Source organism: Leptospira fluminis (genome assembly GCF_004771275.1).
Lineage (GTDB): Bacteria > Spirochaetota > Leptospiria > Leptospirales > Leptospiraceae > Leptospira_B > Leptospira_B fluminis.
Genome location: NZ_RQEV01000017.1, coordinates 83,649 through 107,454 on the forward strand (window position 1 = coordinate 83,649; position 23,806 = coordinate 107,454).

Consider the following 23,806-nt stretch of genomic DNA (forward strand, 5'->3'; position numbering starts at 1 on the left):
ATCCGAAGTTTGTCAATTCGGATTAAGCCTTAAAGAAATCTAATTCTCTTGTAACTTAAAAAGATCGAAGGGCTGCAAATCCACCGAAATCGGAAGCGGAGTAAGAAGGGAATTTCCGTTCGAAGTATCGAACATACTCACCCCCGGCCTGGTAAATTCTGTATTTGCCACGTACAATATCCGATCCGATCCGAGCAACAGCGCGGAAAGGCTGGCATCGAAGGAAGAAGGTATGTAAAGTAAAGTAGACAATTTCGCCCCGCTAGAAGGATCGAAAACCTGTAACGTTTTGTTAAAAGAAGCGTCCAAAACGCTGGCATAGCCCAGATGATCGTTAGCGATCTGTACCACCATAAGATCCCCTCCGGCAGTCGTTTCCATATAAAGCGGATTCGCTCGAAAGCTTCGGGTGGAAAGTTGGAATGCGACGATTGCACCGTCCAACGCGCTGATATACCCCAACCGATTCGGCGTCGCTATCACCAAATGCGGCTCTCCGAAGAGATTCAGCAGTTGCGGTTTCCCGACGGGATTAGCGAACGGAAAGTTGTAAACCGCGAGAACGGTATCCGAAACGATATCGATCTCCAGAAGATAGGAAATCCCGCTGGGAGGAAAATAACCGCTCGGATCGTTTCGGTCCAATCTTTCCAAACATACGAAAAGGCTATTCCCTACGATTTTCATCCCGGACATTTCCGGAAGTCCGTCCGGAATTCCGGAGGCGGAAGTCGTCTCGGAATATCCGCCTAGATCCAAGGCCCCCAACGCGGCGCCGTTACTCGGGTTGATGATCTTCAGAAAGCGGGAATTGTAGAGGGAGACGTACGCCTTGTTCGGACCCGCGAATTCGATGTCTCCGGGATTGGTTCCCCCCCCCATGGACCACTCCGCTAGCGTTTGAAAGGCGAGATCGGGATCCAATACCTGTACGCTATCCCGATTTAATCTATTTATAATATATACTTTTCCGTTATAATACCGGCCGACCGCATCCGAATGAATGGGAGTCAGTCCCGGATACGAAGTCTTCAGGTCCGGATTCAATACCTTGAACCGACCCGAGCTGCTAAAATCGGTCGTTACCACTCCAATGTTTCCGGAAATGTTCGGCGTCAAAAACAAAGAGTACAACGGAGGCCTCTTAATATCCTCGCAGTCGATCGAAACGAAGAAAAAAAATCCGATCAGGATTCGACGCAATCTCATCTTAGAATCTCCCGCTCAAGGTCGCGAACCAATTTCTTCCCGGAAGAGGATATCCTACGATATCTTCCACCCTTTTGTCTCCCGCATTCCGAAAATCTAACGTAAGCAGAAGTTCCTGCGGGGCTTTTTCCGTCGCCTTTCCTTCCCCCTCCGAAGAGGAATACAGAACGAACGTCAAGTACAGATTCCAAATCTGTCTAGCAGGTTGGTAATTGATGTATTCGTTGGTTCGATCCTTGAATACGGCGCCCACATAAACGAGTTCCACTCCCCCTTCCCATCTTTTCGCGCGATAGCCTAACGTGGAGGAGAGTTCGTGTTTCGGTCGAAGCGGGAGGTATTTCCCTTTCAGATAAGGCGCATCGGAAGTGTTGATCGCCGATTGGTAGGTATAATCGATCAGGAATTTCCAACCTTTGAACTCCGTTTTTTGGGAGACTTCCGCACCGTCTATCTTCGCGGAATCTATATTTTCCGGTCTCAAGGTAAATTGGGAATTTGGAATGAAAAGAATCATATCCGAAATCCTTTTTCGGAAGTACGAAACGGAAGCTTGGGATCGTAGATTTCCGACCGTGTACTTTCCCGAAAATCCGGCGTCTAGATTTCCGCTCTTCTCCGGTTTTAAACTGTCATTCGGAAGTATGGTACCGACTTCTCCGAACAATTCCAAAAAACTAGGGATCCTATATTGCTTCGAAGCGTTGGCTTTCAGATCTAGGGAGAACGATTGTGTTTCGAGCAACTTGTATAGGACGCCTGCCTTGGGGTTCGAAAAGGAAGTAGTCTTATTTGCCGACGCAAGCGGATCCTGTCTTTGGAACCAAGGAGTGTCTGTCTGGAAACGATCCTTATAAAGGTCCCAGGAAACGCCGGGAGTCAGGATCAATGTTTCACCGAAGAGACGGATCTCGTCCTCCAACTGAGCCGTCAGATAGGTCCGAGATTTTTCCGGTTCATAAATCATATCCTGGTTATTGACGTTGCTTCTACTCCGATCGAAGGTTTCTCTCTCCAGTCCGAAATGGGTACGAACGATCTGTCCGAAGTCCAGCAGATAGAACGTAGGAGTGGCCTGCACACCGGATTGGTGGATTCGAGCCGAAGAATTAGGAGAGCCTGAGGAAAATTCCGATTTGGGATCGTAGAGTTGGTCGTTCGCAAACGTGGTAAACGCCCGGGTTTCTATCCGGAATCGCCCGTCGAACAATCCTTTGGTGTCCGTGGAAATCGAGGAAGTGTTTCTAAGATACTTCCGGTGAACCCGATATGTCTGATTCGATGCCGGTCCCGGAATTCCCTGGGAACGATAATTTAGATCATTCCAAAATCGGATTTTTGTGCGACCTATATCCCCGTCCAAGCCGACCATTCCGGTGGATCTTTCGTATTGTGCATTTCTCCTCCGATCGACGGTTTCTTCGTACGGATTTACGATCACCGTCCCGTGAGGATTCAGGAACGGAAAATTCTGATCGGATTTCTCTCCCAGAAAAAATAGGCTGGTGCCGATTCCTCCGTACGTTCCGGAATGAGCCAAGGTTCCTTTACCCGTGCCGAAACTTCCTCCTCCCAGATTGATCCTTGTCTTCAGAGGTCCTGTGGATTTTCTAGTGACCAGGTTTACGCTTCCGCCTATCGCCGATCCGGAAAATCCTACGGGAGCCCCGCTGCGATACACTTCCACACTTTGCAGATTGTCGAAGGGTAGATCGGCAAGGTTGACCTCCCCTCCTTGGGAGTTGTTAAAGGGAACACCGTCTATAAAGATCCGAGATTGGTTGGGATTTGTGCCTCTCAAGGAAAGAGTCGAATAAGAACCTAGGCCTCCGTATCTACGGACGCGAACCCCGGCTTCCCTTTCAAGAACATCCGGCAGACTCGTATAACGGGAACCGTACTGGTCCAGATTGATGGAAGATTGGAATCCACTCGGATTCTTCCGAAAATTTTCCGGTTGGGAAGAGTCGGAGACTTTTCCCAAAACTCGGATCGGAGCGGACTCCTCTGCGGTCCGACTTTGACCGAAAATGGAGGCGGAAAAAAAAGCCAACCCGAACAGGAAGAACCGGTTTCGGCGCGAAAAAAAAGATCTATCTTTACGAAAGGTACCTGTATTTAAGAGGGTCAAAAATTTCTCCCGGACGGGAGAAGATACGAGCGGACTAAAAAAGGCGCACGAAAGGACTTCCCGCCCGACCTTACTTCCCGAAAGTCCGACAATCGATAAGCGTTAGGACAGGTCTTCTGGCTCATGCCGGAGATCGGCGCCTTCCCGTCCGATCGGACAGTGGCGGTTGCCGTCCCTTTTTATAAGGCACTTACAGCTGCGGGCTCAGCTCCGGTCTTGCACCGGATTCCCTTTTTCCCTCTGCTTGCGAATCCAGCTTTCTTCTCGAAGGCGGCAAGGCAATCGCAAAAAAGATCGATTTGCCTGCTTTTCATTCTCGGAATGAAATATTTTCTTGAAGTCGTCGGGTCTAAGGCCAGAATGTTTGCATCCAAAATTCACAAAAACCCCCGGAGCATAGAAACCCGAATGAAACTGAACAATCTGTCACTATGGCTTTTGACCGGAATCGTACTCTTTTCCGCCTCCTCCGTATCCGCGATCGGAACCTACTCGGAAGGTTGGGCCGTAGCAAAACTGACCCAATTCGAAAGCAGAGGACTCATCTTCGATTCGTATGAAGGCACTCTGGAAATGATGTCCTTCGACGCGTCGGAAAAATGCGATGAAATGAAGGACGAGTGCTTCACTCCGGTAAAGAAAAAAGTTCCTTTCAGCGTTAGACCCGAAAGCACCGATGCGGTGAATTTTTTGAACAAGAGCCTAAATCAGGACGTACTGGTTCATTATAGAATCCATAGAATCGAACCTCTCGCCTTGTCGACGGACTTCGAAGTCCTAGCGGCCCAAAAGCAGGATACGGTCCTGGCAAAGGATATAGCGGAAAAACTCGCTGGCCCCAAGACGGGATCCAAGAGAAATTTTTCGGTTACCGGCAGGATCCTAAATTTGGAATATAAGGGAACCTTAATAGGTACGTACGAAGGAATTTATCTGGACGAAACTAGGGGGAAGGTCCATCCGTTTTCCGTTACGAACGAGGATATCGCGAATTTCGCCTGGTCCGCGATGAGGTTCAACCTGAAATATTTCCTCGGAATCTCGGTCGCCTTTACGACGGGAGCCAGGGAATCCCATTACGATCTATTCGAAGTGAATTTTAAAAATCCGGCCGGAGCGCTAGAATCGCCTCCACCGTCCAATTAACGGACAAAAGGGAAGATCCGCCCGTTACGCGGTCTTCCCTTTTCCAAAACGAAAATCTTAAGGTAAAACCGTTCCGTCGGATTGGATTTTAGGACCTTTACCCGGAAAGTCCGACTTGGTCAGGGATTGTACGAGCTCTACGGTTTTGTTTTCGGGATCGGGGGCAGGAACTCCGTTTTGACTGAGCTGTAGAGGCAAAATTTTTCCTCTCACGAAATTTCCCTTCTTATCCAGATCCGCTTCCAGCACTAGAGAATATCCGCCGTAACCCTTCGTGGAAAATACCCGATAGCCCAAAAAATTTCCCAAGGAATACGCGATCAACTTTCCCCTATAGAGTTCCATGGCCCTGGGTAGGTGCGGACCGTGACCTATAAATAGATCCGCTCCTGCGTCGATCAATGCGTGAGATAATGCGACTAGATTTCCCCTGTATTCACCGTAAAACCTTTCCTGTTCGTTCTTAACGTGAAGCGCAGGACCTCCTTCCGATCCTCCGTGAACGGAGATAAAGACCAATTGGGCTTTTCTCTTCGCTTCTTTGACCAGGGCGACACCGTCCTCTATGTCGTTCACGTTATTGTGAGCCGCTTTCATGTGGCTGAATCCGATCCAAGCGACCGTGGTGTTTTTTACGGTCATGTAGGTGATGGCCCCCTTTTTTCCCGTATAGCGGATTCCGGCGGCGGAAATATTCTTAGCGGTATCGTCGAAACCTTGCTGGTGAAAATCCAAGCTATGGTTATTCGCGATGGAAAGAACGTCGAAACCCACATCCTTTAGAATTTTTGCATACGAAGGAGGAGTTCGAAAAGCGAAGATCAGAGGGCGATTGATATTCTTGGAGGAAGTAGGATAATCCGTGAGAGTACTTTCGAAATTCGCAAATAGGATATCCGCACCGCGGAGGGAGGATTCCACGGAGGAGAAAAGGGTGTTTCTCGGGTCGGAAGGAAGTCGATTGTCGGGGTAATTCGTTCCCATCACCAAATCGCCGACCGCTTTGATCTTGATCGTCTCCGTTTCGGCCCAAATCGGATTCGAAACACAAGCTAAGAATAGGATCGCACGACTCAAAAAAAACGGAATTCTCTGCATAGAGGGAGATTTTTCCGACCGGGATTTCCCGAAAAGCCGTTTTCGGCAGTGGCGAAACCCCGATCCTGAGGATAAAATTTTGGTCTCCGCTTTTCCCGAAGTACCGATGAGAAAACTATATGGACCAAATCCCTTGCAATACTTGCTATACGGAAGATTTTCACCCTTTGTTTTCAAAGGCAAGTTCGCAAGGAGAAACGTTTCGTATCGTGGAATGCAAACGATGCGGTCTAGTGCAGGTAAATCCGCAGCCTTCTCCGGAAGACGTCGCGAAATATTATGAGGATTCCTATTTTACCCAAAGGACGGATAGAGGATACGACGATTACTATTCCGAATCCACTAAGCGGGAGATCTCCCGGGTTTACAATTTGAACCTCGCAGACCTGGATTTCTTTACTTGGGAAAAAAGCCTCGGACCTTCCAAAACGGCTCTGGATGTGGGTTGCGCGGCGGGGTATTTTTTGGATTATTTGAGAGACCGGGATTGGCAAGTCAAGGGCCTAGACATCGCATCCGGGCCGGTTGCTTTTGCCGTAAACAAACTGAAGTTGGATGTGGAACAGACCGACTTCCTAGCTTGGGATCCTGCCGGAACAAAACAGTTCGATCTAGTAACCTTATGGGCGAGCCTCGAACACCTCCACCACCCCAAACAAACCCTGGAAAAGATCCTTCTCCATTTAAAACCGGGAGGAAGATTGATCCTCTCCACTTGCCGCTACGGCCTCTTAGCCCGCACTCTAGGTCCCAAATGGAGATACCTGAACGTGCCGGAACACCTGTATTACTATAGTCTGGACGGAATCGAAAAGCTCTGCATGGATCTCGGATATTTGCCCCTCTCTCATATCAGCTATGGGAGCGGCTTAACGACGAGAAAGAACGCGAGTTGGAGATTCAAAGCTTCGAAGAAAATTTCGGATTGGGCCGTTAAGATCTTAGACCAAGGCGATATGATGGCGCTCTCTTTCGGCAAGACCAAATATTGATCCGGATTTTGCGGAACCGAAAAGCCGATTCCTAATTCGAGCCCGGCTTTTCCTTCACGCGAATCACTTTGGTAGCGAAGATCACTTTATAGATATCCTTTTTCGGAATGAGGGATTCCTTCTTCTGTTCTCCTTCATCCCACTCCACTTGGATGCTATCCACGTCCTGGCCCAAGACCCTCGCCTCCTGGATCCTGCCGGTCCGATAAATGATGGTGCTATAATTCTTGCCCGCCGAATCCGCCGGACTGCTCTTGTCCAGATATTTCCGGAGAGAATCCTCGAAGGTTCTTTCGCTCTCCGCGAAAAAATCCGTCCGAAGTCTTTCTCTCTCGGATTCGAAAAAGGAATCGTAATCTTTTTTATGAATGAACCGAGTGGAAGTGTCGCATTCCGTAATCTTCACTTTCCGAACGGAGACGGAGGATAAAAAACCCAAAACCAGAGAAAGGGAAACCTGGGGCCATTCCGCATAACTTTCCAAGACGTAGACTTTTCCTTCCTGTTTCGGCAAAGCAGGTTCCGAGGAGAGTTGCCACAGGCCGTAAAACGCGTACCAGCGATTGAATTGGCCGAGAGGAGAACAAGGTTGAGCGTCGGATTCCAGGGCGATCTTTTCCGGTTGGGAAAACTCCAGACGCTTTTCGAAACTACAAGCTGCCTGCAAACCGACGGAGCAGATCATCCAAATAGTTACAACCTTACGAGACCTTCCCCGTTCCATACGGGCAAGTTCGATGGATTTGACTTATCTAAGCAATCTATTTTGAGATTTTATTGGATTTTTATAGGAGCCGGAGCGAACAGAAGGAGGAACCGATTTCGTTTTGGAACGGGACTGAGTCGTCGATTTGGATCGAGACATTCCTCCTTCCCTAATAAGTTGGAAAAAGAAATAGGAAGGAATCAAAACGACCACGGCCAAAAAGAGAAATTTGGGAAGTAAGGATTCCAAAAAGGATTCCCGTAGAATCCCCAAGGTACGGCGCTGGTTTTCCGATATTTTTTCCCGGAAATCGGTTCCATGTTCTCGAGCCAGAGATTTCAATTGGACCGAACGCCAGATCTTTTCCAAAGGATTCAAACGTTCTTCAAAGGCAGCCTCGGTACGAACCCGATTCCATTTCAAAAAACTTCCCGCGAAAGCAGTCGTTATAAAAAGGAAGAGAGGCAATAGAAGCATCACGGCAAAGGATACCGATCTTTTTTTTCTCTTAGGTATCTTTTCGGAAGTCTTGGCCATAGTACTCTTTTCGGACGTTTCCTATAGTGTCCTAAGTTCGCAGTTTTGTAAAAAAAGATTTTCCGGAATTGCGGACACGAAGAAGGGAACACGGTATTTCGACTTGTATTTATTCTATCCGATCGGAGCCTATCGTTTTCTAAAAATGGGCCGGTTTCGAACGCACTTCCCCAAGCTGTTTCTTTCACTCTTCCTACTTACCGATTGCACTACGGTGGGATTCCATAGGGAAGCCGTGCGAAACTCGCTGGAATACGGCAAAACGCAAACCCTCAAGGTATGCGTTTGGAAGGACGAAAACGTCTCCCTGGAAAGGATCTCCTCCTTGATGGATTCTTGGAATGACGAATTGGCGTTGTATCGACTCAGAGCGGAAACGGTACAGATCACGGATTGGAAACGCCGAGGATGGACGGGCATTGCCATCTTGGAAGATCTAGTGCATGCCCCCCTCCCAGAAGGTTGCGACCGGATCTTGGCGTTCGCGGGAGCTAAGAGCACGGATTATTTTTACCAGATCGCACAGATCGTTCTGGCCTTCTTTTTCATTCCCTTACCGGAAGTCTTAGGCGCCGTGGACAGGAACACAGGATCGAGAGGATACGTCTTGGCCCATTGGTTCTCCCTGAACCAACTTCTCTGGAGCGCACCTTCCGCGACCTTAGTACATGAAGGATACCATCTATTGGGTTGCGGGCACTCCTTGTTTCTCTCGGAATGCTATACGAAAATCCGGGAGATCAAGGAAGCAGGTCTAACGGAGTCGGCCCGGAAGGATCTCTTCTTCCCCGCCAAGAATCCGAAAGGCGGATATTTCCTACAAAGGAAAGACCTGAATTCCTTCTTTTTGGGGGAATGATCCGATTCCTGCTTTCAGGAAAGAAAGCTGCGGGAATTTTGGAAGAATGAACGGAGAAGAAACAAGACCGTCCTTTCGTTTCTTTTCCGGAACGGGAGAGGAAGCGAAAGGATTTCTTTATGCGCTCTCGGGAACCGTTCTATTTTCCTCCAAGGGAGTTTTGGTGAAACTAGTATACGGATACGGAATCGACTCCGTAACCGTCCTGACATTTCGAATGTTGTTCGCCATTCCATTTTTCGCGTTCGTGCTCCACCGGGAATCCAAACGCGTCGAAAACATTCCCATCTCGCCGAAGAATTATAGAAACGTGGTATTCCTAGCTTTCATCGGTTATTATCTAGCCAGCTTCTTCGATTTTTGGGGATTAGAATACCTCTCGGCGTCCATAGAAAGATTGGTGCTATTCACCTACCCCGCGATCGTTCTGCTATTGAGTTTTCTTTTTCTAAGAAAGCGGGCCCATACTGTGGAATTGTACGCGGTGGCGCTCACCTACTCCGGCATCCTCTTGGCGTTCTTACCGGACGCGAAAGCGGAAGGTGGCAAAGCGTTCCTAGGAGCAGGTCTGGTGTTTCTATCCGCCTTGGCCTATTCCGTCTATCTGATCGGAAGCGGAGAATTGATTCCGAAATTGGGATCCCGCAGATTCACGGCTCTCTTAATGCTATGGTCCGGAGCCTTCGTGATTTTCCATTTTCTACTCACCAAGAATTGGAAAATTCTCGTCGAACAACCTTGGCAAGTCTACGCATATGGTCTCGCTTTAGGATTCCTAACCACGGTTCTACCGGCCTTTTTGACCACGGCCGGAATCCAAAGAATCGGCTCCAGCAAAGCCTCCATCGCGGGAAGCGCCGGCCCGATCTTCACGCTTTTTCTCTCCGCCGGTCTTTTGAACGAAAAGATCACTCTGGAAAATCTGGCGGGAACGATTCTCGTACTCTCCGGAGTGTTTCTACTAGGTCGCAAAAAGGAAAGACAATAATCAGGTGGTGATATCCAGGACGAGCATCGCCATATCGTCTCCGAAAGAACCTTCCGAAAACGAGAATACTTCGGAAACCACCTGCTCGATATATTCCTCCGGAGAAACGACGTTTCTATGCTCCAAAAGGACGGAATGGAATCCGGGAAGATCCAGGATCCTCCCTTCTGCGTTGAAGATTTCGTACATCCCGTCCGAGTAAAATACGATCCTGTCCCCGGTCTGCAATTGTATGGATTCGTTGAAGTATTCGATGGAATCGAAGATCAGCAGAGGCAGATTCATCCCTTTCAATTCCTGCATTTCCTTTCCTCGAAAAAGAAGGATGGGCGGATGCCCGGCGTACGAATAAACCAATTTTCTTTCCAGAGGAAAGAACCTCGCCCAAACGGCGGCGATATGGTGTTCCACCACCATCGGCTTGAGATCCCGGACGAATTGCTGGATACCGTCCGCGGGAGAAATCCCGGTCTTTGCGTGATGGCGGAAAGAGAGGACCGCCATTCCGGAAACCATGGCGGAGGAAATCCCGTGACCGGAAACGTCCCCGAACAGAATATCCACCACTCCCGTTTCGTGTTGTATATAAGTGATGATGTCTCCGCCTACCTTTTCGAAAGGTCTGAAATAACTTTCGATCCGATAAAAGGGAGAAGAGGGAAAATCCCTGGCGACCAAAGAACGCTGTGTCAACCTGGCTAATTCCAAATCGTGGCTCATTCTCTCGTAAAAGTCGTTTAAGTCCGCCTCCTTTTTTTTCCGATCGAAGGCCAAAACGATCAGGTCCGAAACCAATTTCAGTACATTGATGTCTTCCTGCGTCCAGAGCTTTTGCCCTCTAGCGGAATCGAATCCCACGAATCCGAGATCCTCCTCTTTGGAAAGAAGGGGGGTCACGACTGCGGAACGGAAGGAAAGACGCGAAAAGAAGGAGCGAATGGATCCGTTCGATTCCGGAATTTCGTCGTCGGAGTTCATAAGCAAAAAACCTTGGGAACGCAAAAGAATCAGGCTTTCCTTTCGGAACTCCTCGATTGCAAGATTCTGCAGTCTGTGCATTTTAGATTCCGCGCCTTCCGCGCACCATTCGTGCGTGTTGGAGACCGTCAGCCCCGAATGGGTATATAAAAACACATAGGCGCGATCCGCATCGCAGAACTTACCCAATCTGGATAACGCGAAATGGATCGCTTCGTTCGTACCGCTCGGATCGGTTCTCAAAAAATTTCTGGATATTTCGCTTAACAAACTTTCCAGTTCGAGAGTCCGTTTTAGTCTTCTCTCGGCGCTTCTAAGAAAAGTTACGTCCTTTTGCACTCCCCAAGCTCGGAGTAATCTTCCGTTCTCGACGATTCCCAGCGCCGTGTTGAGGAAAAATTTCCGCTTTCCTCCGGTATCCACCTCCACCGATTCCGAATCGTGAGTCTTGTAACCGGATCTTATGAATTCGGACAATCCGATCCTGTTAAACCGGTTTTCAAAAGCCAAAAAATCCTTTAACAATAGCCCCTTGATTTCCTCTGCATTCCGATAACCGTACATCCTGGCCATGGTATCGTTGCAATGGGTCAGCCTGGCGGTTTCGTACAGGATTTTTACCTGCTCCTCCAGAGGTAGGCTCACATCGACCGGAGGTTCCAATTCGTAGCACCAGATTCCCTCGGGAGTTCTGGTGATATAACCTTCGATTCGCTCGATTTCCTCGAGTCGTTTCCTATATTCCAAATGCCAATCCTTGCCTAGAATCCGAACGCTGATCGTTTGGACCTTCCTCTTAGTATCGGCCTTGGAAAGTCTGAAATTTTCCCCGTTTTTTTCCGAGGGGCCGGAGATTTGTCCGGGAGAATCCGTAAACTATCCCTATCGAATCGCGGAGAACCCCTTATGAAAACCCAACAGAAAAAACAGATCAACCAGGATAAAATCGCAGCCCTAGCCGAAATTCTCGCGGACAAACTCATCGAAGAAGTCCGGAAAAGAGCGGAGGAAAAAAACCGGAACTTTCCTAAGGAAGCAGCCTAATCCGGCAGGAAAACCGGTTGCAAGGGACATTTCCCGGGCGATAGTTCGCTTGTTCGGAGGTGGAAATGTCCCTCGGATTGATTTCCCGTTTTTTACGCAAAATTTCCTTATTTGCAGTCGTTTGCGTGTCATTCTCGTTTTACGGCTGCGGTTATAATACCATCCAAGTCCAGGACGAAAACGTCAAAGCGGCTTGGTCGGAAGTATTGAATCAGTACCAAAGAAGAACGGACCTGATTCCGAATCTGGTCAACACGGTTAAAGGTTATGCGGCCCAGGAAAAAGAAGTACTGACCGAAGTGACCAAGGCCAGAGCAAGCGTGGGTTCCGTCCAGGCGACTCCGGAAGTGCTGAACAATCCCGAGCTATTCAAAAAATTCACGCAAGCGCAGGGACAAATGACTTCCGCACTTTCCCGTTTGATGGTCGTGGTGGAGAAATATCCGGAGCTGAAGTCCAATCAGAATTTTTTGGATCTCCAAGCCCAATTGGAAGGGACGGAAAATAGAATCACCGTCTCCAGAAACCGGTATATCCAGGCCGTGCAGGAATATAATGTGACGGTTCGCACGTTTCCGAACGTGATTACTGCGAAGATGTTCGGATATTCCCCCAAACCGAATTTTACCGTGGAAAACGAAAAGGAAATTTCCAAACCCCCGCAGGTTCAGTTTTAAGCGGAAAGTCCTTTGAAGCGCGTCCTCTTATTCCTTGTACTTTTCTTTTGCGTAAGATCCGTTCTTTCGGAACCGATCGCCCTACCCGAGTTGCACCGTCGAGTCACGGACCTGACAGGAACCTTACGCTCGGAAGAGATTTCCTCTTTGGAGGAAAAATTGAAAAACCTCGAAGAGCGCAAAGGAAGTCAGGTCGCGATCCTTGTCCTTCCCACTACGGGAGAAGAAACTATCGAACAGTATTCCATCCGCCTGGCCGAAAAATGGAAGGTGGGTCGAAAATCCGTCGCGGACGGGGTCATCTTTTTGGTCGCAAAGAACGATCGAAAGATGAGGTTCGAAGTCGGAAGAGGTTTGGAAGGAGCGCTTCCGGACGTACTTTGTAAGCGGATTCAGATCGAGTATGTCCGTCCTCTCTTCAAGGAAGGAAAGTACTACGAAGGGATAGAGATCGGAATCGAAAAAATCATAGGTTTGATCGAAGGAGAACCCTTACCCGAACCCACCCACACCACCTTTCACGAAACATCCCGAGGAAAAATCGGTCTAACCGGATATTTCCTGCTCCTTGTCGGGGTCGGAATTTTCGTCGGAATCTTTTTCCGAAGAATGTTTTCCTTCATCAAGGCGGGCGCGGCCGCCGGGATAGGCTATTGGGCCGGCGGATTATTAGGGATTTCCTTCTGGACCATGCTTCCCATCCTGATCGTATTCTTCGTCATACTTCTGGTACTTTATTCCACCTGGAATAGCGGGATGGGCGGAGGATCTTCTTGGGGTTCGTGGGGAGGATACGGCGGCGGGTCTTCCTGGGGTTCCTCTTCCGGCGGAGATTCCGGCTGGAGCGGAGGCGGAGGCGATTTCGGAGGCGGCGGTTCCTCCTCGGATTGGTGACACATGAGCGAAAGTACTTCCCGTTTTTCCCGTTTTTTAACCCATCTATCGGCGAGCGTGACCGAATTCCTGGTTACTCCGCTCGGACATGCATTCGAATTTAATTTATTAGGAAAATATTTTAAAAAGGAAGATCTCAAAAGAATCGGAGAGATCGTTTCCGAGTCCGAAAACCTCCATAGAGGAGAGATACGCGTCGCGATAGAAACCAAACTTCCGCTCTCGCAAATCTGGTCGGGAAAATCCGCCCGCGACCGCGCTCTGGAAATGTTCTCCTTCCTGAAAATTTGGGATACCGAGGAAAACACTGGAATCCTGGTGTATTTGCTTCTGGCAGAAAGGAAAATCGTGATCCTTGCCGATCGCGGGATTTACGGAAAGATCGGACAAAGGCAATTGGACGAGATCGCGAGGGAAATCGGGGAAGGCTTTAAAACTTCCGAACACAGAAAAAGTCTAGCCGAAGGAATCCGAAAATTAACCGAGGAGCTTCGAAAGCATTTTCCTGCGGGAGAAAAAAATCCGAACGAACTCCCGGACGATCCGTACCTCGCCTGAATCCTGTTCGTGATTTCTCTCGGATAAGGTCCTCCCTTACTTCAACTTTTCCTTGAAAAAGACGATCTGCTCCGCAATCGTATCTTCGAACAATTTTCCGTAATACGGCTCGAAATGACCCATATCCAAGAGGTTCGTTTTGCAGTCGCGTATCCTACGCGCGGTCTTAAGTGCGGCAGCGTACGGAATCAAGGAATCCTTTTTGGCGATCTGCATCAGCACCGGTGCCTGGATCCTGGAAGCGTACGACACGGGGCGGTACATGGGAAGGAGAAGACAAATCCTGGCAGGAGCTTCGTTCGTCCACTCCGATCCTTCAGGAATCAACTTCGTATAACCGTCGTACGAATCCGGAGTGTTCATCAACGCGAAACTCCCCGGCCTTGCGACGATCGGAACCGTATGAGGTTTTGCTCCGAACGGAATCCGAACCAGATCCTTCAATCCGTGTAGGAAACCCTGTAGTTGATAAAGAATGGGAAAAGAATTCGTAGTGGAGATGCCATCCACGAACGGAACTTGGGAAACGACCGCCTTAACGTCCGGACTCTTGGCTGCGGTCACGAGAACGTGTCCTCCTCCGAAGGAAGTCCCCCAGATCCCCAATCGATCCCCTTTCACTTCCGGTAGGGATTTTACGAATCGGATCGCCTCCAGAAAATCCTCCACGTGCCGCTTCGGGTGGATCAGATTCCGGGGAAGTCCGTCGCTTTCACCCAGATTCCTGTAGTCGAAAAGAAAAACGGCAAAGCCCGCCTTACAGAACCGCTCCGCATAATCCGGGAGCCTGAATCTCCTCTCGGCGCCTATACCGTGTCCCATTACGATGACGGGAGGCTTAGATTCATTAGGAAGATATAATGTTCCTTTACATATAGCGCCCTTGCTAGAAAATTCCTTTAGCGAACTTTTCATAGACTCCCCCTTCGGATAAATATACGAATTTTATTATAGACTCTTGATCCGATTCACCATGGAATACAGGCCATTACGACGGCTCATGGACAAATGCTTGTCCAGACCGATCTCCTTCAGAAAATCCAAGGAAGCGTTTCGAATTTCGTCCCGGGTGCGACCGGAAAAAACCCGCAGGAGCAGAGCGATCATCCCTTTTGTGATCGCGGAATCGCTGTCCGCCGAAAAGAAAAGTTTTCCCTCTTTTTCCTCCGGCAAAACCCAAACCCTGGATTGGCAACCGGGAACGAGCAGGTCCTCGCTTTTTTTACCTTCCGGAAAAGAAGGAAGGGTATCTCCGATCTCGATCAGGAGTCCGTATCTTTCCTCCCAATCCGAACATTCGGAAAATTCCTTTATGATTTCTTCTTGGGTTTCTTCCAGACTTGGCATGCAGAATCCTCAGGGAGTTTCTCCATCTACCTTAAAACCGATCGCTTTAGTGGCAAAACAAAATTAGTTTCCGTTTCCGCGCGGCAGCCCTTCTTCGTTTTTAGGCTGGACGATCTCCGCTTTCTCTCCAAGGATTCGTCCTGGAAAAGCAATATGAAAGCCTTCGAAGTCCTCGACAATTTCGGAATAGAAAATCTGAGTTCGGTCACACGCCCCGATCCCAAACCCGGTCCTGGTGAAGTGCTGGTAAAAATCAAGGCCTGCTCCCTGAATTATAGGGATTTTTTGATGATCACCGGACAATACAACCCCAGACAAAAACTCCCGTTGGTTCCTCTCTCCGACGGTGCGGGGGAAGTCGTGGAACTCGGACCGGGCGTAAAGAAGGTTCGAATCGGAGACAGGGTATGCGGGATCTTTTCCCAAGGTTGGCTCGCCGGAGCTCCGCGATTGGAAAACATACGGGAAACTTTAGGAGGCCCGCTGGACGGGATGATTTCCGAATATCGTGTTTTTCCGGAAGAAGGGGTGATCTCTTTTCCGGAACACCTTTCCTACGCGGAAGCGTCCACTCTCCCCTGCGCGGGACTCACCGCCTACAATGCGGTCGTCACGTTCGGCGAACTGGAACCCGGGATGACCGTCGTAGCGTTAGGAACGGGCGGGGTCTCCCTTTTTGCATTACAATTCGCTAAAATGTTAGGTTGTAAGACGATCGTCACCTCCTCCAGCGACCAAAAACTTGAAAAGGCGAAATCTCTCGGAGCCGACGAAGGGATCAATTACACCGCAAAGACGAATTGGGATCGGGAAATCCGAAAAAAAACGGACATGAAAGGAGCGGATCTGATCATCGAGGTCGGAGGAGCCGGAACGCTTTCCAAGTCCGTCCAGTCCGTAAAACCCGGAGGAATCGTGGCGTTGATCGGGGTGGTCGCAGGAGGTGGAGAAGCGAACCTTTCTCTCTTTCCCATACTGATGCAGGGGATCAGAATCCAAGGAGTGATCGTGGGGAGCAGATCGGACTTCGAAAGAATGAATCTCGCGATTTCCCGGAACCTCATGAGACCCGTGATCGATCGGATTTTTCCGTATTCAGAGTTTCCGAAAGCGTTGGAATACCTAAGGGACGGAAAGCACTTCGGCAAAGTCGTAATCGAAATTTGAATTTGAGACCGGAGCAAATCTATGAGTAAACATCTTGAGATCGATTTTTGGTTCGAATTCGCAAGCACGTATTCCTATCTGAGCGCGGGACGAATCGAGCGTCTCTGCGCGCAAAAAGGGGTTCGTGCGAATTGGAAGCCCTTCCTTCTAGGTCCGATTTTCAAAGAACAAGGAATGGAGGATTCCCCCTTCAACCTTTTCCCCGCCAAAGGAAAATACATGTGGAAGGACCTGGAAAGAAGATGTAAAAAATACGATCTTCCTTTCGAACGACCCGACAAATTTCCGCAAAACGGACTCAAGGCGGCGAGAATCGCTGTCGCATTTTCCGGAAGCGAGTGGATCCATGAATTCACCCGCAGAGTATACCTTGCCGAGTTTTCCCGAAAGAAAGATATCGGCGAAACGGAAACTCTGTCTGAAATCCTGAAACAGTTAGGTCAAAGCTCCGACAACATCTTAGAAAAGTCCGAATCCCAGGAAAACAAGTCCGCCTTGCGCGAAAATACGGAAACGGCAAAATCCTTGGGAATCTTCGGCGCTCCCAGCTTTATCGTTCGCGGAGAGCTTTTTTGGGGGGACGACCGTCTGGAAGACGCCCTCGAATTTCTCATCCGAACTTGATGCTGGTCATGGATACGGAGCTTTGGATTTTGTCGTTGTAAAACGAAATCTCCTCGTCGTCCGAAGCCAAGGCAAGCGAATACAACATGGGAACGTAATGTTCCGGCGTCGGAACCGCAAGACGAGCAGACGCTCCAAGATTCTCATAATCGGACAAGGCCTTGGCATCCCGTTTTAGGATCAAGGACTTGAATGTCTCGTTCGCTTCCTGCGCCCAGTCCGGAACCTTCTCCTCGTTTCTCCAATCGTACAATCTGAGATTATGCACCAAATCGCCGCTAGCTACGATCAATACCCGACGTTGCCGTAAGCGGGAAAGTTCCTTGGCGAATTCATAATGCCAAGTCGCAGGTTTCGTCCCGTCCAGACTGAGTTGGAGGACCGGAATGTTCGCCTTCGGAATCATATGTCTGAGCACGCTCCAAGTTCCGTGATCCAACCCCCATTCGTAATCCTGTTCGATCGGTTGGAAAGAAGCGGACTTGGAAATCGAACCGGCTAATTCCGGATATCCCGGAGCAGGATATTGGACGTCGAACAATTCCTGGGGAAACCCGTAAAAATCGTGTATGGTCTTCGGAGATTCCATGGCAGTAATCCGAGTCCCGCGTGTGACCCAATGAGCGGAAATACAAAGCACCGCATCAGGATCGGGCAGACCTTTCATACTTTCCGCCCAACCTCGGGTGAATTCGTTTTCTCCGATGGCGTTCATCGGGCTTCCATGACCGACAAAAAAAACCGGGAGCCGATCCATATTCTCCTCTTTCCTCCGATACAGAAACTTTCCCAGACCCGCCGCAAAAGCAAATCCCGCCGCCCCCCAAAGGAAGCTTTTCCTGGAAAAGGCGGCTTTCGGCCGTTGTCCCTCGAAGCTCATATTGTTTATATTTAGACTTTGCGAAAAGAAAAATAATTCAAATTTAAACTATTTTGCCGCCGCAAAAAAGCAGAGGTCCGTCAATTTTTTCGGTGCAATTCGAATACTTTCGGACGAATCCGAGATTTCGAAAAATGTCGATTCGAGGCCGATTTCCCTTTTCTCAGCTTTCTTTGTTCTGCTTCAGGAAGCGAGTGAATCTCCTTGCATTCTTCAGAACAACAATGATCGAACTTTTCCGCGCAGCTTTCGCACTGGATAAACAAAACATGACAGGCGGGATTGGCGCAATTGATGTGATGCGCGGAGGAGTTCCCGCACTGGTGACACTCGCTGAGGATTTCCTGCCCGATCGTTTCCTGGAGCCTGCCGTCAAAGACGAAATTTTTACCTTTGAATCTGGAAGGTAGACCTTTTCGTCGGATTTCGGCAGCGTATTCGATGATTCCTCCGTGCAATTGGTACACTTTCCGAAAGCCGTGATGCCGGAGATAAGCGGACGCCTTTTCGCAACGAATTCCTCCGGTACAATACATTAAGATTTCCTTATCCTTTTGGTCCTTCAGTAGATCCAAAATCATAGGAAGTTCCTCTCGAAACGTATCCGCCTGCGGAAGTAAGGCCCCTTCGAAATGGCCGATCTCGGATTCATAATGGTTTCGTACGTCCACGACGAGCGCATCGGAAGATTCCAGTTTGCGGTTGAATTCCTCCGCGGATAAATGAACTCCCACATCGGTAACGTCGAAACTTCCGTCGTCCAAACCGTCAGCGACGATTTTTTCCCGTACTTTGATCTCCAATTTCAAAAAAGAACGACCGTCGTCCTCTACCGCGATTTTAAACGGTATCTCCTTGAATTCGGTCGTGCCATCCAAGTATTCGCGTAAAGCGGCGAAATTCGGCTCGGGAACGGAGAGTTGAGCGTTGATTCCTTCCCTCGCGATATAAATGCGTCCCAATACTCCGAGATCTTCCCAATCGGAATACAAGCGATCCCGCATCGTTTTCGGATCGGAAATGATAACATACCTGTAAAAGGAAAGAGTGCGTCTCGAAACGGACTCGCTTTCCAACTTTTGTCGTAGGATCTCCTTACTGTATATGTTATGCAACGGTTTCTTTGTCATATCTTTGGGCGGAACGGTTCCAAAAAATAGGTTTTGTCCCTCCGGCCCGATGGCAAGTCGAAAAAAGAGTTTCCCTTTTCGGAAGAACCTGCATCTCATTTTCTATATCATAGATTCCTTCCGGTCGGACGCCCGAAAGTCCGTTGGCGCAGTAAAAACCGGGTACCGGAAAAAAGAAATCCAAGACCGGAAATTTGTCCGGGGAATCCTTACAATGGAAAGCCAGTCTCGGGAAATGGATTTCCCGAAATCGCAATGGATCCAGAAAGGAGGATATATGGAATACTCGATCACATTATTAGTGGGAATCCTAGTCGGATTCTCTCTGGCGTTTTTCTTGGCAAAGAGATTGTACGGTTCGGAATCCGGAATCTCCGCGTCCGAGCACGAAAAATTAAAGATGGAAGTCGCCGTATCGAGGGCCACGGAACAACGATCCAAAGAAAGGACGGTCCAATTGGAATCGGATCTCAAAACCGTTTCCGAAAAGAACACGCAAGCGATCGGTGCCTGGCAAGCGATGAAAAAGGAATCCGATCTTTTAAAGGAAAGATTGGAGAACCAAAAAAAGGAATTCGAAGAACTGACCTCCAAGTTAAAGGAAGAATTCAAAAACCTTGCCAACCAGGCTCTCCTGGATAATTCCCAAAAATTCAATCTCCAAACCCAGGAAAAATTGGGCGACTTACTAAAACCCTTAAAGGAAAACATAGAGAGTTTCGGAAAGAAAGTAGAAGTCTCCGCCCAGGAAACGAAGATCAGCACCGCTACTCTGAAGGAGCATATCTCCTCTTTGACCAAGGCGAACGAAAGCCTTCAAACGGAAGCCAAAAATCTGGCCGAGGCTCTTCGTGGAGACAAAAAAGCCCAAGGAGACTGGGGAGAGGAAATCCTGGAAGGAATCTTGGAACGAAGCGGACTGAGAGAAGGAGAGGAATTCTTTCGTCAGGCCAGCTTTAAGGACGAGGACGGAGGCAAGCGACCGGACGTGATCGTAAGACTACCGGGCAACCGTTGCGTGGTAGTGGATTCCAAAGTCTCCCTAAACGCCTACGTTTCGTTTTACGGAGCGACCGAGGAAACCGAAAAGGAAATCTATCTGGAACAGCACGCCGGTGCGCTTCGGAAACACGCCAAGGATCTTGCCAGGAAAAACTACCAATATCTGGAAGGCCTGAATTCTCCCGATTTCGTACTCATGTTTCTTTATAGCGAACCGGCTCTGTTTTGGGCCCTTCGAAAGGATCCTTCCCTAGCCTTGGAAGCGTACCAACAGAATATACTGATCGTCACTCCGTCCTCCCTAATGATTTCCCTTAAAATGGTTTCCAATATCTGGAGATTAGAAGACCAGGACCGGAACGCAAAAGAGATCGCCCGCCAATCCGGATTGCTTTTGGAAAAACTCGGAAATTTCGTATCGGACCTGGAAAAAGTGGGAGGCGCATTGAGCGTCACGCAAGGACATTATGAAAATGCGATGAAGAAATTGAAATCCGGAAAAGGAAATATCCTGAAAAAAGCCGGAGAACTCATGGAGTTGGGCGCTAGCGTCTCCAAAGAAGAGACGAAAAAAAAACTTTCAGGCTTTGCGGACGAGGAAGAAGAGGACGAACCTTCCCTACTTTCGGCGGATTAAAAGGCTCAAATCGGATCGGAATCCGGAAGCCTACCCCCGACCACCGGCATTTGTTCCGTACACCTCTTTAGATACAAAAGGGAGGTCTTGTCTCCGGGATACACTCGGAGAGCCTCCCGAAAAGTTTCGCCGGCATCCATAAATCGACCGGAAAGAAACGCATCGACACCTTTTTCAAAACCCGTCTTGGAATTCCGAAACGCCTCCTGCTCCGCATCACTCAGATAGTCTCCGATCTCGTAGATAAAAACCTCTTCTTTCTTTCCTTTGATCGGAATCCGATCTAGTTTTCGACTCAAAAATCGTTCCCTGTTCTTAAGGCTCGAATAGGTATCCTGGCTCAATAGGATTCCTGTACCGTAAAATTTGGTCAATACCTCCAATCGCGCCGCCACATGAACCGCCTCGGAAATCACGGTACTATCCATTCTTCCTTCGGCTCCGATCAGTCCCAAGATCGACGACCCTGTATGGATTCCGATGCCGACCTGAAATGGGCGACGGCCTTCCGCCAGTCTTTGACGGTTGTAGATAAGGATTTCTTTTTGCATCTGGATCGCCGCGAGCACGGCATCGTCCGGAGTTTCCGAAAACAAGGCCATAATCCCGTCTCCGAAATATTTCTCCACGAAGCCGCGGTTAGTCCGAATGACCGGCTCCATCCTGCCAAGATACGTATTCAGAAACTCGAAATTTTCCTTCGCGTTCATGCTTTCGGAAATTTCCGTAAACGATCGGATATCTGAAAACAGAATGGTCACTTCCCGTCTTACCTGATCTCCCGGCTTCAACTCCGCTACGCTTTGTTTGTCGAGCAGACCCAGAAACTTACTCGGAACAAAACTGCTGTACGTGGAATTGATCCGACGCAACTCTTCCGCCAAGGCCTCCTTTTCGCGATACAAATCCCCGTAGCGAAAAGAAAGGACGAAGGTCTCTATCATCACCAGCACGAACAACCCTAAGGGCAAAAAGGAACGGGTTTTGAGGATTTGATGTGCGGCAAGTACTTCGATCACTCCCGCCGTGGACAGGATCAAATAGCCGACCATAAGAGGAATCGCGTACGGTTTCCGTTTCCAAACAGCCAACACAAGAACGTAAACGACCAGAATGATGGATGCGAACATGGACGCCTGGTAATACGGAATCGCCTTCGATGCCTCCGGAAAAGGCAAGAATGCTCCGACCGAAAAAATCAGACCCAGACCGTAAAAACTTCCCATCCAGATCCGGGGAAAAAGATCGGGATAAATGCTCCTGAGATAATGAAGACCTAAAGGAAGGGAAAGATAAAACGTGAGATATTCCAATCTCATCGAAGTCAGATAACCGAAGGACGGAAAATAAGAGAGTAGAATCTTATCCTCCGTCACCAAAATCCTAACGAATAGAGTGAAACAAAACAACCCGAAAGGTAAAGGAGAAAGGTCCTGTCTTCGGATCAAAAACAAGCCGACATGATACAGGAAGGTCAAAAAGAAAATGCCTCCCAAAAACCAATCCATGTCCCGGAACCTGGCCACTTCCTCTCTTAATGCGGAGGATTCTCCGAACCGGATCCCGTACCAAAGACCGCCGAACCTATGATGAAAATTAGAAATATCTAATGTAACCTGTGCGATCGAAACTCCGGAAGGATCCCATTCCCCGAACGAACCCCTACTCTCTGGGACGCTGGAGACCGGATCCTTGCCTACGATTCCGGACTTCAAAACCTTGGCCCCGTTAACGTAAAGATCGAACGCAGTGGCCTGTCCCTTAGAATAAAACGCAAGATTCGGAGCATTCTTCGGAAGAAGGATTCCGAGTTTCATAGTGGCGTAGCCGGAACCCAGCCAAACTCCCGGAACCGCAAAGAGGGATTTTTTTTCTTCCGCATTTCCGTCGGAAGCCAATCTGTCAGGATAATACTCCCAATCACCTGTCAGATCCAAAAGCGGATGTCGTTGAAAATCCCAATTCCTAAGATCCAGAATTCCATTCGAGACTTTCGGTCTTTCCTCGGTTTGCCTGGAACAGGAAGAGGCAAAAAGAAGGAACGGTCCGAGAATGGACAGGAAGAAAAAGAATCGAATCGCCGAAAGGCGACTGAATTCGATGATTCGTTTCAACGTTACGTTCCCCTCAGTGATATAAGCATAATCGAAAAGGCGGTACGTCAAGAGAATTGTTCCGAGCGAACGGATCTTTCTTTTTTTCCTTTACCAATGCCTCGCGTCTCCAATTCTCTTTCACATGAAAAAAAGGATTTCCCTAATTTCTTGTTCTGTTCCGTTCCTCTGTATCTTACTTTTCTCGAACAGCTGCGGAGATCGTTTACGTGGAAAGCCGACTCCCGCCATTCCGGAAATCGCGGGTTTTTATGTGAGCGATCAATCGCTTATTTGGAGCAAAGAAAATCGCCTTAAAATCCAGACGCTTTGGATCCGGAAAAACGCTAGGGAAGAATTGGAGTTCGTAAATAAAACCCTCGTTCGATTGCAATTCAGACTGAGCGAAAACAGGGAAGAGATCAAATTGAGATCCGGCAAACTGGTTACGAGCGGTCACGAATTATTGTTCTTCGAATCCATATTCAAAGAATTGAATAGACTCTATTCGGGAAAAAACACGAGCGATCCGAAACATTGGGACGTAAAATCCTTCGGTCCTTTCGTCAAAGTCAAGGAAGTCGGGCACATCCTGACGGATGCTTCCGGAAGAAGCGCCGAGATCTCCGCGAACATGAACGTCATCCGGTTTTCTGACGGGGAATCGTACAGAAGAATAGGTTCCCCTTTGATCGGAAGAATCAACGTTAACACGGGAAAAAGCAGAAAGAGCTTCGACAACGAGACCGCCGGAGTCCTTTTTTACGAACTTTCTCCGGAAATGTATCCCGGAAAAGAAGGACGAAAGTACGTGCTCGGATTTTTCTCCACCACTGACGATCTTTCCGTGGACATGCCGGTGACCGTCGGGAACGTTCCGGGAACCGTAGCGGAAATTTTCGAACACTTGGCGGTGGTAGAGATCCAGCCTAAATCCGGCGCTTCCCCCTCGCCTTTGGATCCGATCCTCTTGGTCGGATCCGTGGATCAAAAGGCCGCTTCCCAAAAACAAGGCGCGGAAGAATTGATCCGCAGATTAAAACAGGACCCGAACGTTTCCAAGGAAGAACTGATCCGGGAGTTGGAAAAGATCAAGAACAGATAAACGT

23 protein-coding genes and 1 riboswitch are annotated in these 23,806 nt (G+C 48.8%); of the genes, 12 read left to right on the forward strand and 11 right to left on the reverse strand.

From position 1 onward, the window contains the following. Nucleotides 1–39 precede the first annotated feature (39 nt). Together EHO61_RS15880 and EHO61_RS15885 are read right to left on the reverse strand one after the other, a co-directional pair. Nucleotides 40–1,209, reverse strand: a complete 1,170-nt coding sequence (locus tag EHO61_RS15880; RefSeq protein ID WP_135814546.1) for a YncE family protein — start codon at nucleotides 1,207–1,209, stop codon at nucleotides 40–42. A 1-nt stretch (nucleotide 1,210) separates the two neighbouring features. Then, nucleotides 1,211–3,271 carry a TonB-dependent receptor gene (locus EHO61_RS15885; RefSeq protein WP_135814636.1) on the reverse strand — a complete coding sequence of 687 codons (2,061 nt, stop codon included), beginning with the start codon at nucleotides 3,269–3,271 and terminating at the stop codon, nucleotides 1,211–1,213. A 159-nt stretch (nucleotides 3,272–3,430) separates the two neighbouring features. Then, a riboswitch (cobalamin riboswitch) is annotated at nucleotides 3,431–3,607 on the reverse strand. A 141-nt stretch (nucleotides 3,608–3,748) separates the two neighbouring features. Here EHO61_RS15885 and lsa26 point away from each other — a divergent pair. Further along, the gene (gene lsa26 / locus EHO61_RS15890) at nucleotides 3,749–4,486 is read left to right on the forward strand and encodes a surface adhesion protein Lsa26 (protein ID WP_135814547.1); all 738 of its coding nucleotides are present in this window, start codon (nucleotides 3,749–3,751) and stop codon (nucleotides 4,484–4,486) included. 57 nt (nucleotides 4,487–4,543) lie between these two features. On the opposite strand, the gene EHO61_RS15895 is transcribed toward lsa26, so the two are convergent. Continuing rightward, nucleotides 4,544–5,584, reverse strand: a complete 1,041-nt coding sequence (locus tag EHO61_RS15895) for a CapA family protein (RefSeq protein WP_135814548.1) — start codon at nucleotides 5,582–5,584, stop codon at nucleotides 4,544–4,546. Between the two features lie 119 nt (nucleotides 5,585–5,703). Here EHO61_RS15895 and EHO61_RS15900 point away from each other — a divergent pair, with 119 nt between their 5' ends. Next, nucleotides 5,704–6,576, forward strand: coding sequence for a class I SAM-dependent methyltransferase (locus tag EHO61_RS15900; protein ID WP_135814549.1), 873 nt, complete (start codon nucleotides 5,704–5,706; stop codon nucleotides 6,574–6,576). A 31-nt stretch (nucleotides 6,577–6,607) separates the two neighbouring features. Here EHO61_RS15900 and EHO61_RS15905 read toward each other — a convergent pair whose 3' ends face one another. After that, the gene (locus EHO61_RS15905) at nucleotides 6,608–7,300 is read right to left on the reverse strand and encodes an LIC_13076 family protein (protein ID WP_246032178.1); all 693 of its coding nucleotides are present in this window, start codon (nucleotides 7,298–7,300) and stop codon (nucleotides 6,608–6,610) included. Nucleotides 7,301–7,324: 24 nt separating this feature from the next. Next, nucleotides 7,325–7,819 carry a hypothetical protein gene (locus EHO61_RS15910; RefSeq protein ID WP_210415356.1) on the reverse strand — a complete coding sequence of 165 codons (495 nt, stop codon included), beginning with the start codon at nucleotides 7,817–7,819 and terminating at the stop codon, nucleotides 7,325–7,327. On the opposite strand from EHO61_RS15910, the gene EHO61_RS15915 reads away from it, so the two are divergent. Beyond that, nucleotides 7,812–8,678 (forward strand): hypothetical protein, encoded by an 867-nt coding sequence (locus tag EHO61_RS15915; RefSeq protein WP_246032179.1) that lies wholly within the window; start codon nucleotides 7,812–7,814, stop codon nucleotides 8,676–8,678. The genes EHO61_RS15910 and EHO61_RS15915 overlap by 8 nt on opposite strands. A 46-nt stretch (nucleotides 8,679–8,724) precedes the next feature. Further along, complete coding sequence (locus EHO61_RS15920) at nucleotides 8,725–9,666, forward strand: DMT family transporter (protein WP_135814551.1); 942 nt, start codon at nucleotides 8,725–8,727, stop codon at nucleotides 9,664–9,666. Here the strand turns inward: EHO61_RS15920 and EHO61_RS15925 are convergent, their stop codons facing one another. Next, a complete protein-coding gene (locus tag EHO61_RS15925) occupies nucleotides 9,667–11,391 on the reverse strand; it encodes a SpoIIE family protein phosphatase (RefSeq protein WP_135814552.1) in 1,725 nt (574 codons plus the stop codon). Nucleotides 11,392–11,550: 159 nt separating this feature from the next. Between EHO61_RS15925 and EHO61_RS17270 the strand changes: the two genes are divergently transcribed. From EHO61_RS17270 to EHO61_RS15940, 4 genes are all read left to right on the forward strand, one after another. Beyond that, nucleotides 11,551–11,688, forward strand: a complete 138-nt coding sequence (locus tag EHO61_RS17270; RefSeq protein ID WP_167884894.1) for a hypothetical protein — start codon at nucleotides 11,551–11,553, stop codon at nucleotides 11,686–11,688. A gap of 65 nt (nucleotides 11,689–11,753) precedes the next feature. Then, nucleotides 11,754–12,365, forward strand: a complete 612-nt coding sequence (locus EHO61_RS15930; RefSeq protein ID WP_135814553.1) for a LemA family protein — start codon at nucleotides 11,754–11,756, stop codon at nucleotides 12,363–12,365. 12 nt (nucleotides 12,366–12,377) lie between these two features. Continuing rightward, nucleotides 12,378–13,259 carry a TPM domain-containing protein gene (locus EHO61_RS15935; RefSeq protein WP_135814554.1) on the forward strand — a complete coding sequence of 294 codons (882 nt, stop codon included), beginning with the start codon at nucleotides 12,378–12,380 and terminating at the stop codon, nucleotides 13,257–13,259. A gap of 3 nt (nucleotides 13,260–13,262) precedes the next feature. Then, a complete protein-coding gene (locus tag EHO61_RS15940; RefSeq protein ID WP_135814555.1) occupies nucleotides 13,263–13,817 on the forward strand; it encodes a TPM domain-containing protein in 555 nt (184 codons plus the stop codon). A gap of 36 nt (nucleotides 13,818–13,853) precedes the next feature. On the opposite strand, the gene EHO61_RS15945 is transcribed toward EHO61_RS15940, so the two are convergent. Both EHO61_RS15945 and EHO61_RS15950 read right to left on the reverse strand, forming a co-directional pair. After that, nucleotides 13,854–14,732: an alpha/beta hydrolase gene (locus EHO61_RS15945; protein WP_135814556.1), complete on the reverse strand. Its 879-nt coding sequence runs from the start codon at nucleotides 14,730–14,732 to the stop codon at nucleotides 13,854–13,856. Nucleotides 14,733–14,765: 33 nt separating this feature from the next. Then, nucleotides 14,766–15,164 carry a SufE family protein gene (locus EHO61_RS15950; RefSeq protein ID WP_135814557.1) on the reverse strand — a complete coding sequence of 133 codons (399 nt, stop codon included), beginning with the start codon at nucleotides 15,162–15,164 and terminating at the stop codon, nucleotides 14,766–14,768. Nucleotides 15,165–15,317: 153 nt separating this feature from the next. Between EHO61_RS15950 and EHO61_RS15955 the strand changes: the two genes are divergently transcribed. Further along, the gene (locus EHO61_RS15955) at nucleotides 15,318–16,331 is read left to right on the forward strand and encodes a zinc-dependent alcohol dehydrogenase family protein (RefSeq protein ID WP_135814558.1); all 1,014 of its coding nucleotides are present in this window, start codon (nucleotides 15,318–15,320) and stop codon (nucleotides 16,329–16,331) included. Between the two features lie 21 nt (nucleotides 16,332–16,352). Next, nucleotides 16,353–16,955 (forward strand): 2-hydroxychromene-2-carboxylate isomerase, encoded by a 603-nt coding sequence (locus EHO61_RS15960; protein ID WP_135814559.1) that lies wholly within the window; start codon nucleotides 16,353–16,355, stop codon nucleotides 16,953–16,955. Here EHO61_RS15960 and ygiD read toward each other — a convergent pair. Then, nucleotides 16,942–17,712, reverse strand: coding sequence for a 4,5-DOPA-extradiol-dioxygenase (gene ygiD, locus EHO61_RS15965; RefSeq protein WP_246032180.1), 771 nt, complete (start codon nucleotides 17,710–17,712; stop codon nucleotides 16,942–16,944). The genes EHO61_RS15960 and ygiD overlap by 14 nt on opposite strands. A gap of 203 nt (nucleotides 17,713–17,915) precedes the next feature. Then, complete coding sequence (gene trhO, locus EHO61_RS15970) at nucleotides 17,916–18,965, reverse strand: oxygen-dependent tRNA uridine(34) hydroxylase TrhO (RefSeq protein WP_135814561.1); 1,050 nt, start codon at nucleotides 18,963–18,965, stop codon at nucleotides 17,916–17,918. Between the two features lie 214 nt (nucleotides 18,966–19,179). Here trhO and EHO61_RS15975 point away from each other — a divergent pair, with 214 nt between their 5' ends. Continuing rightward, on the forward strand, nucleotides 19,180–20,604 hold the full coding sequence (locus EHO61_RS15975; protein ID WP_246032181.1) for a DNA recombination protein RmuC: 1,425 nt from the start codon (nucleotides 19,180–19,182) through the stop codon (nucleotides 20,602–20,604). A gap of 5 nt (nucleotides 20,605–20,609) precedes the next feature. Here the strand turns inward: EHO61_RS15975 and EHO61_RS15980 are convergent, their stop codons facing one another. Next, nucleotides 20,610–22,769 carry an adenylate/guanylate cyclase domain-containing protein gene (locus tag EHO61_RS15980; protein WP_246032182.1) on the reverse strand — a complete coding sequence of 720 codons (2,160 nt, stop codon included), beginning with the start codon at nucleotides 22,767–22,769 and terminating at the stop codon, nucleotides 20,610–20,612. Between the two features lie 73 nt (nucleotides 22,770–22,842). On the opposite strand from EHO61_RS15980, the gene EHO61_RS15985 reads away from it, so the two are divergent. Beyond that, nucleotides 22,843–23,802 carry an LIC12353 family lipoprotein gene (locus EHO61_RS15985; protein WP_135814562.1) on the forward strand — a complete coding sequence of 320 codons (960 nt, stop codon included), beginning with the start codon at nucleotides 22,843–22,845 and terminating at the stop codon, nucleotides 23,800–23,802. Nucleotides 23,803–23,806 lie beyond the last annotated feature (4 nt).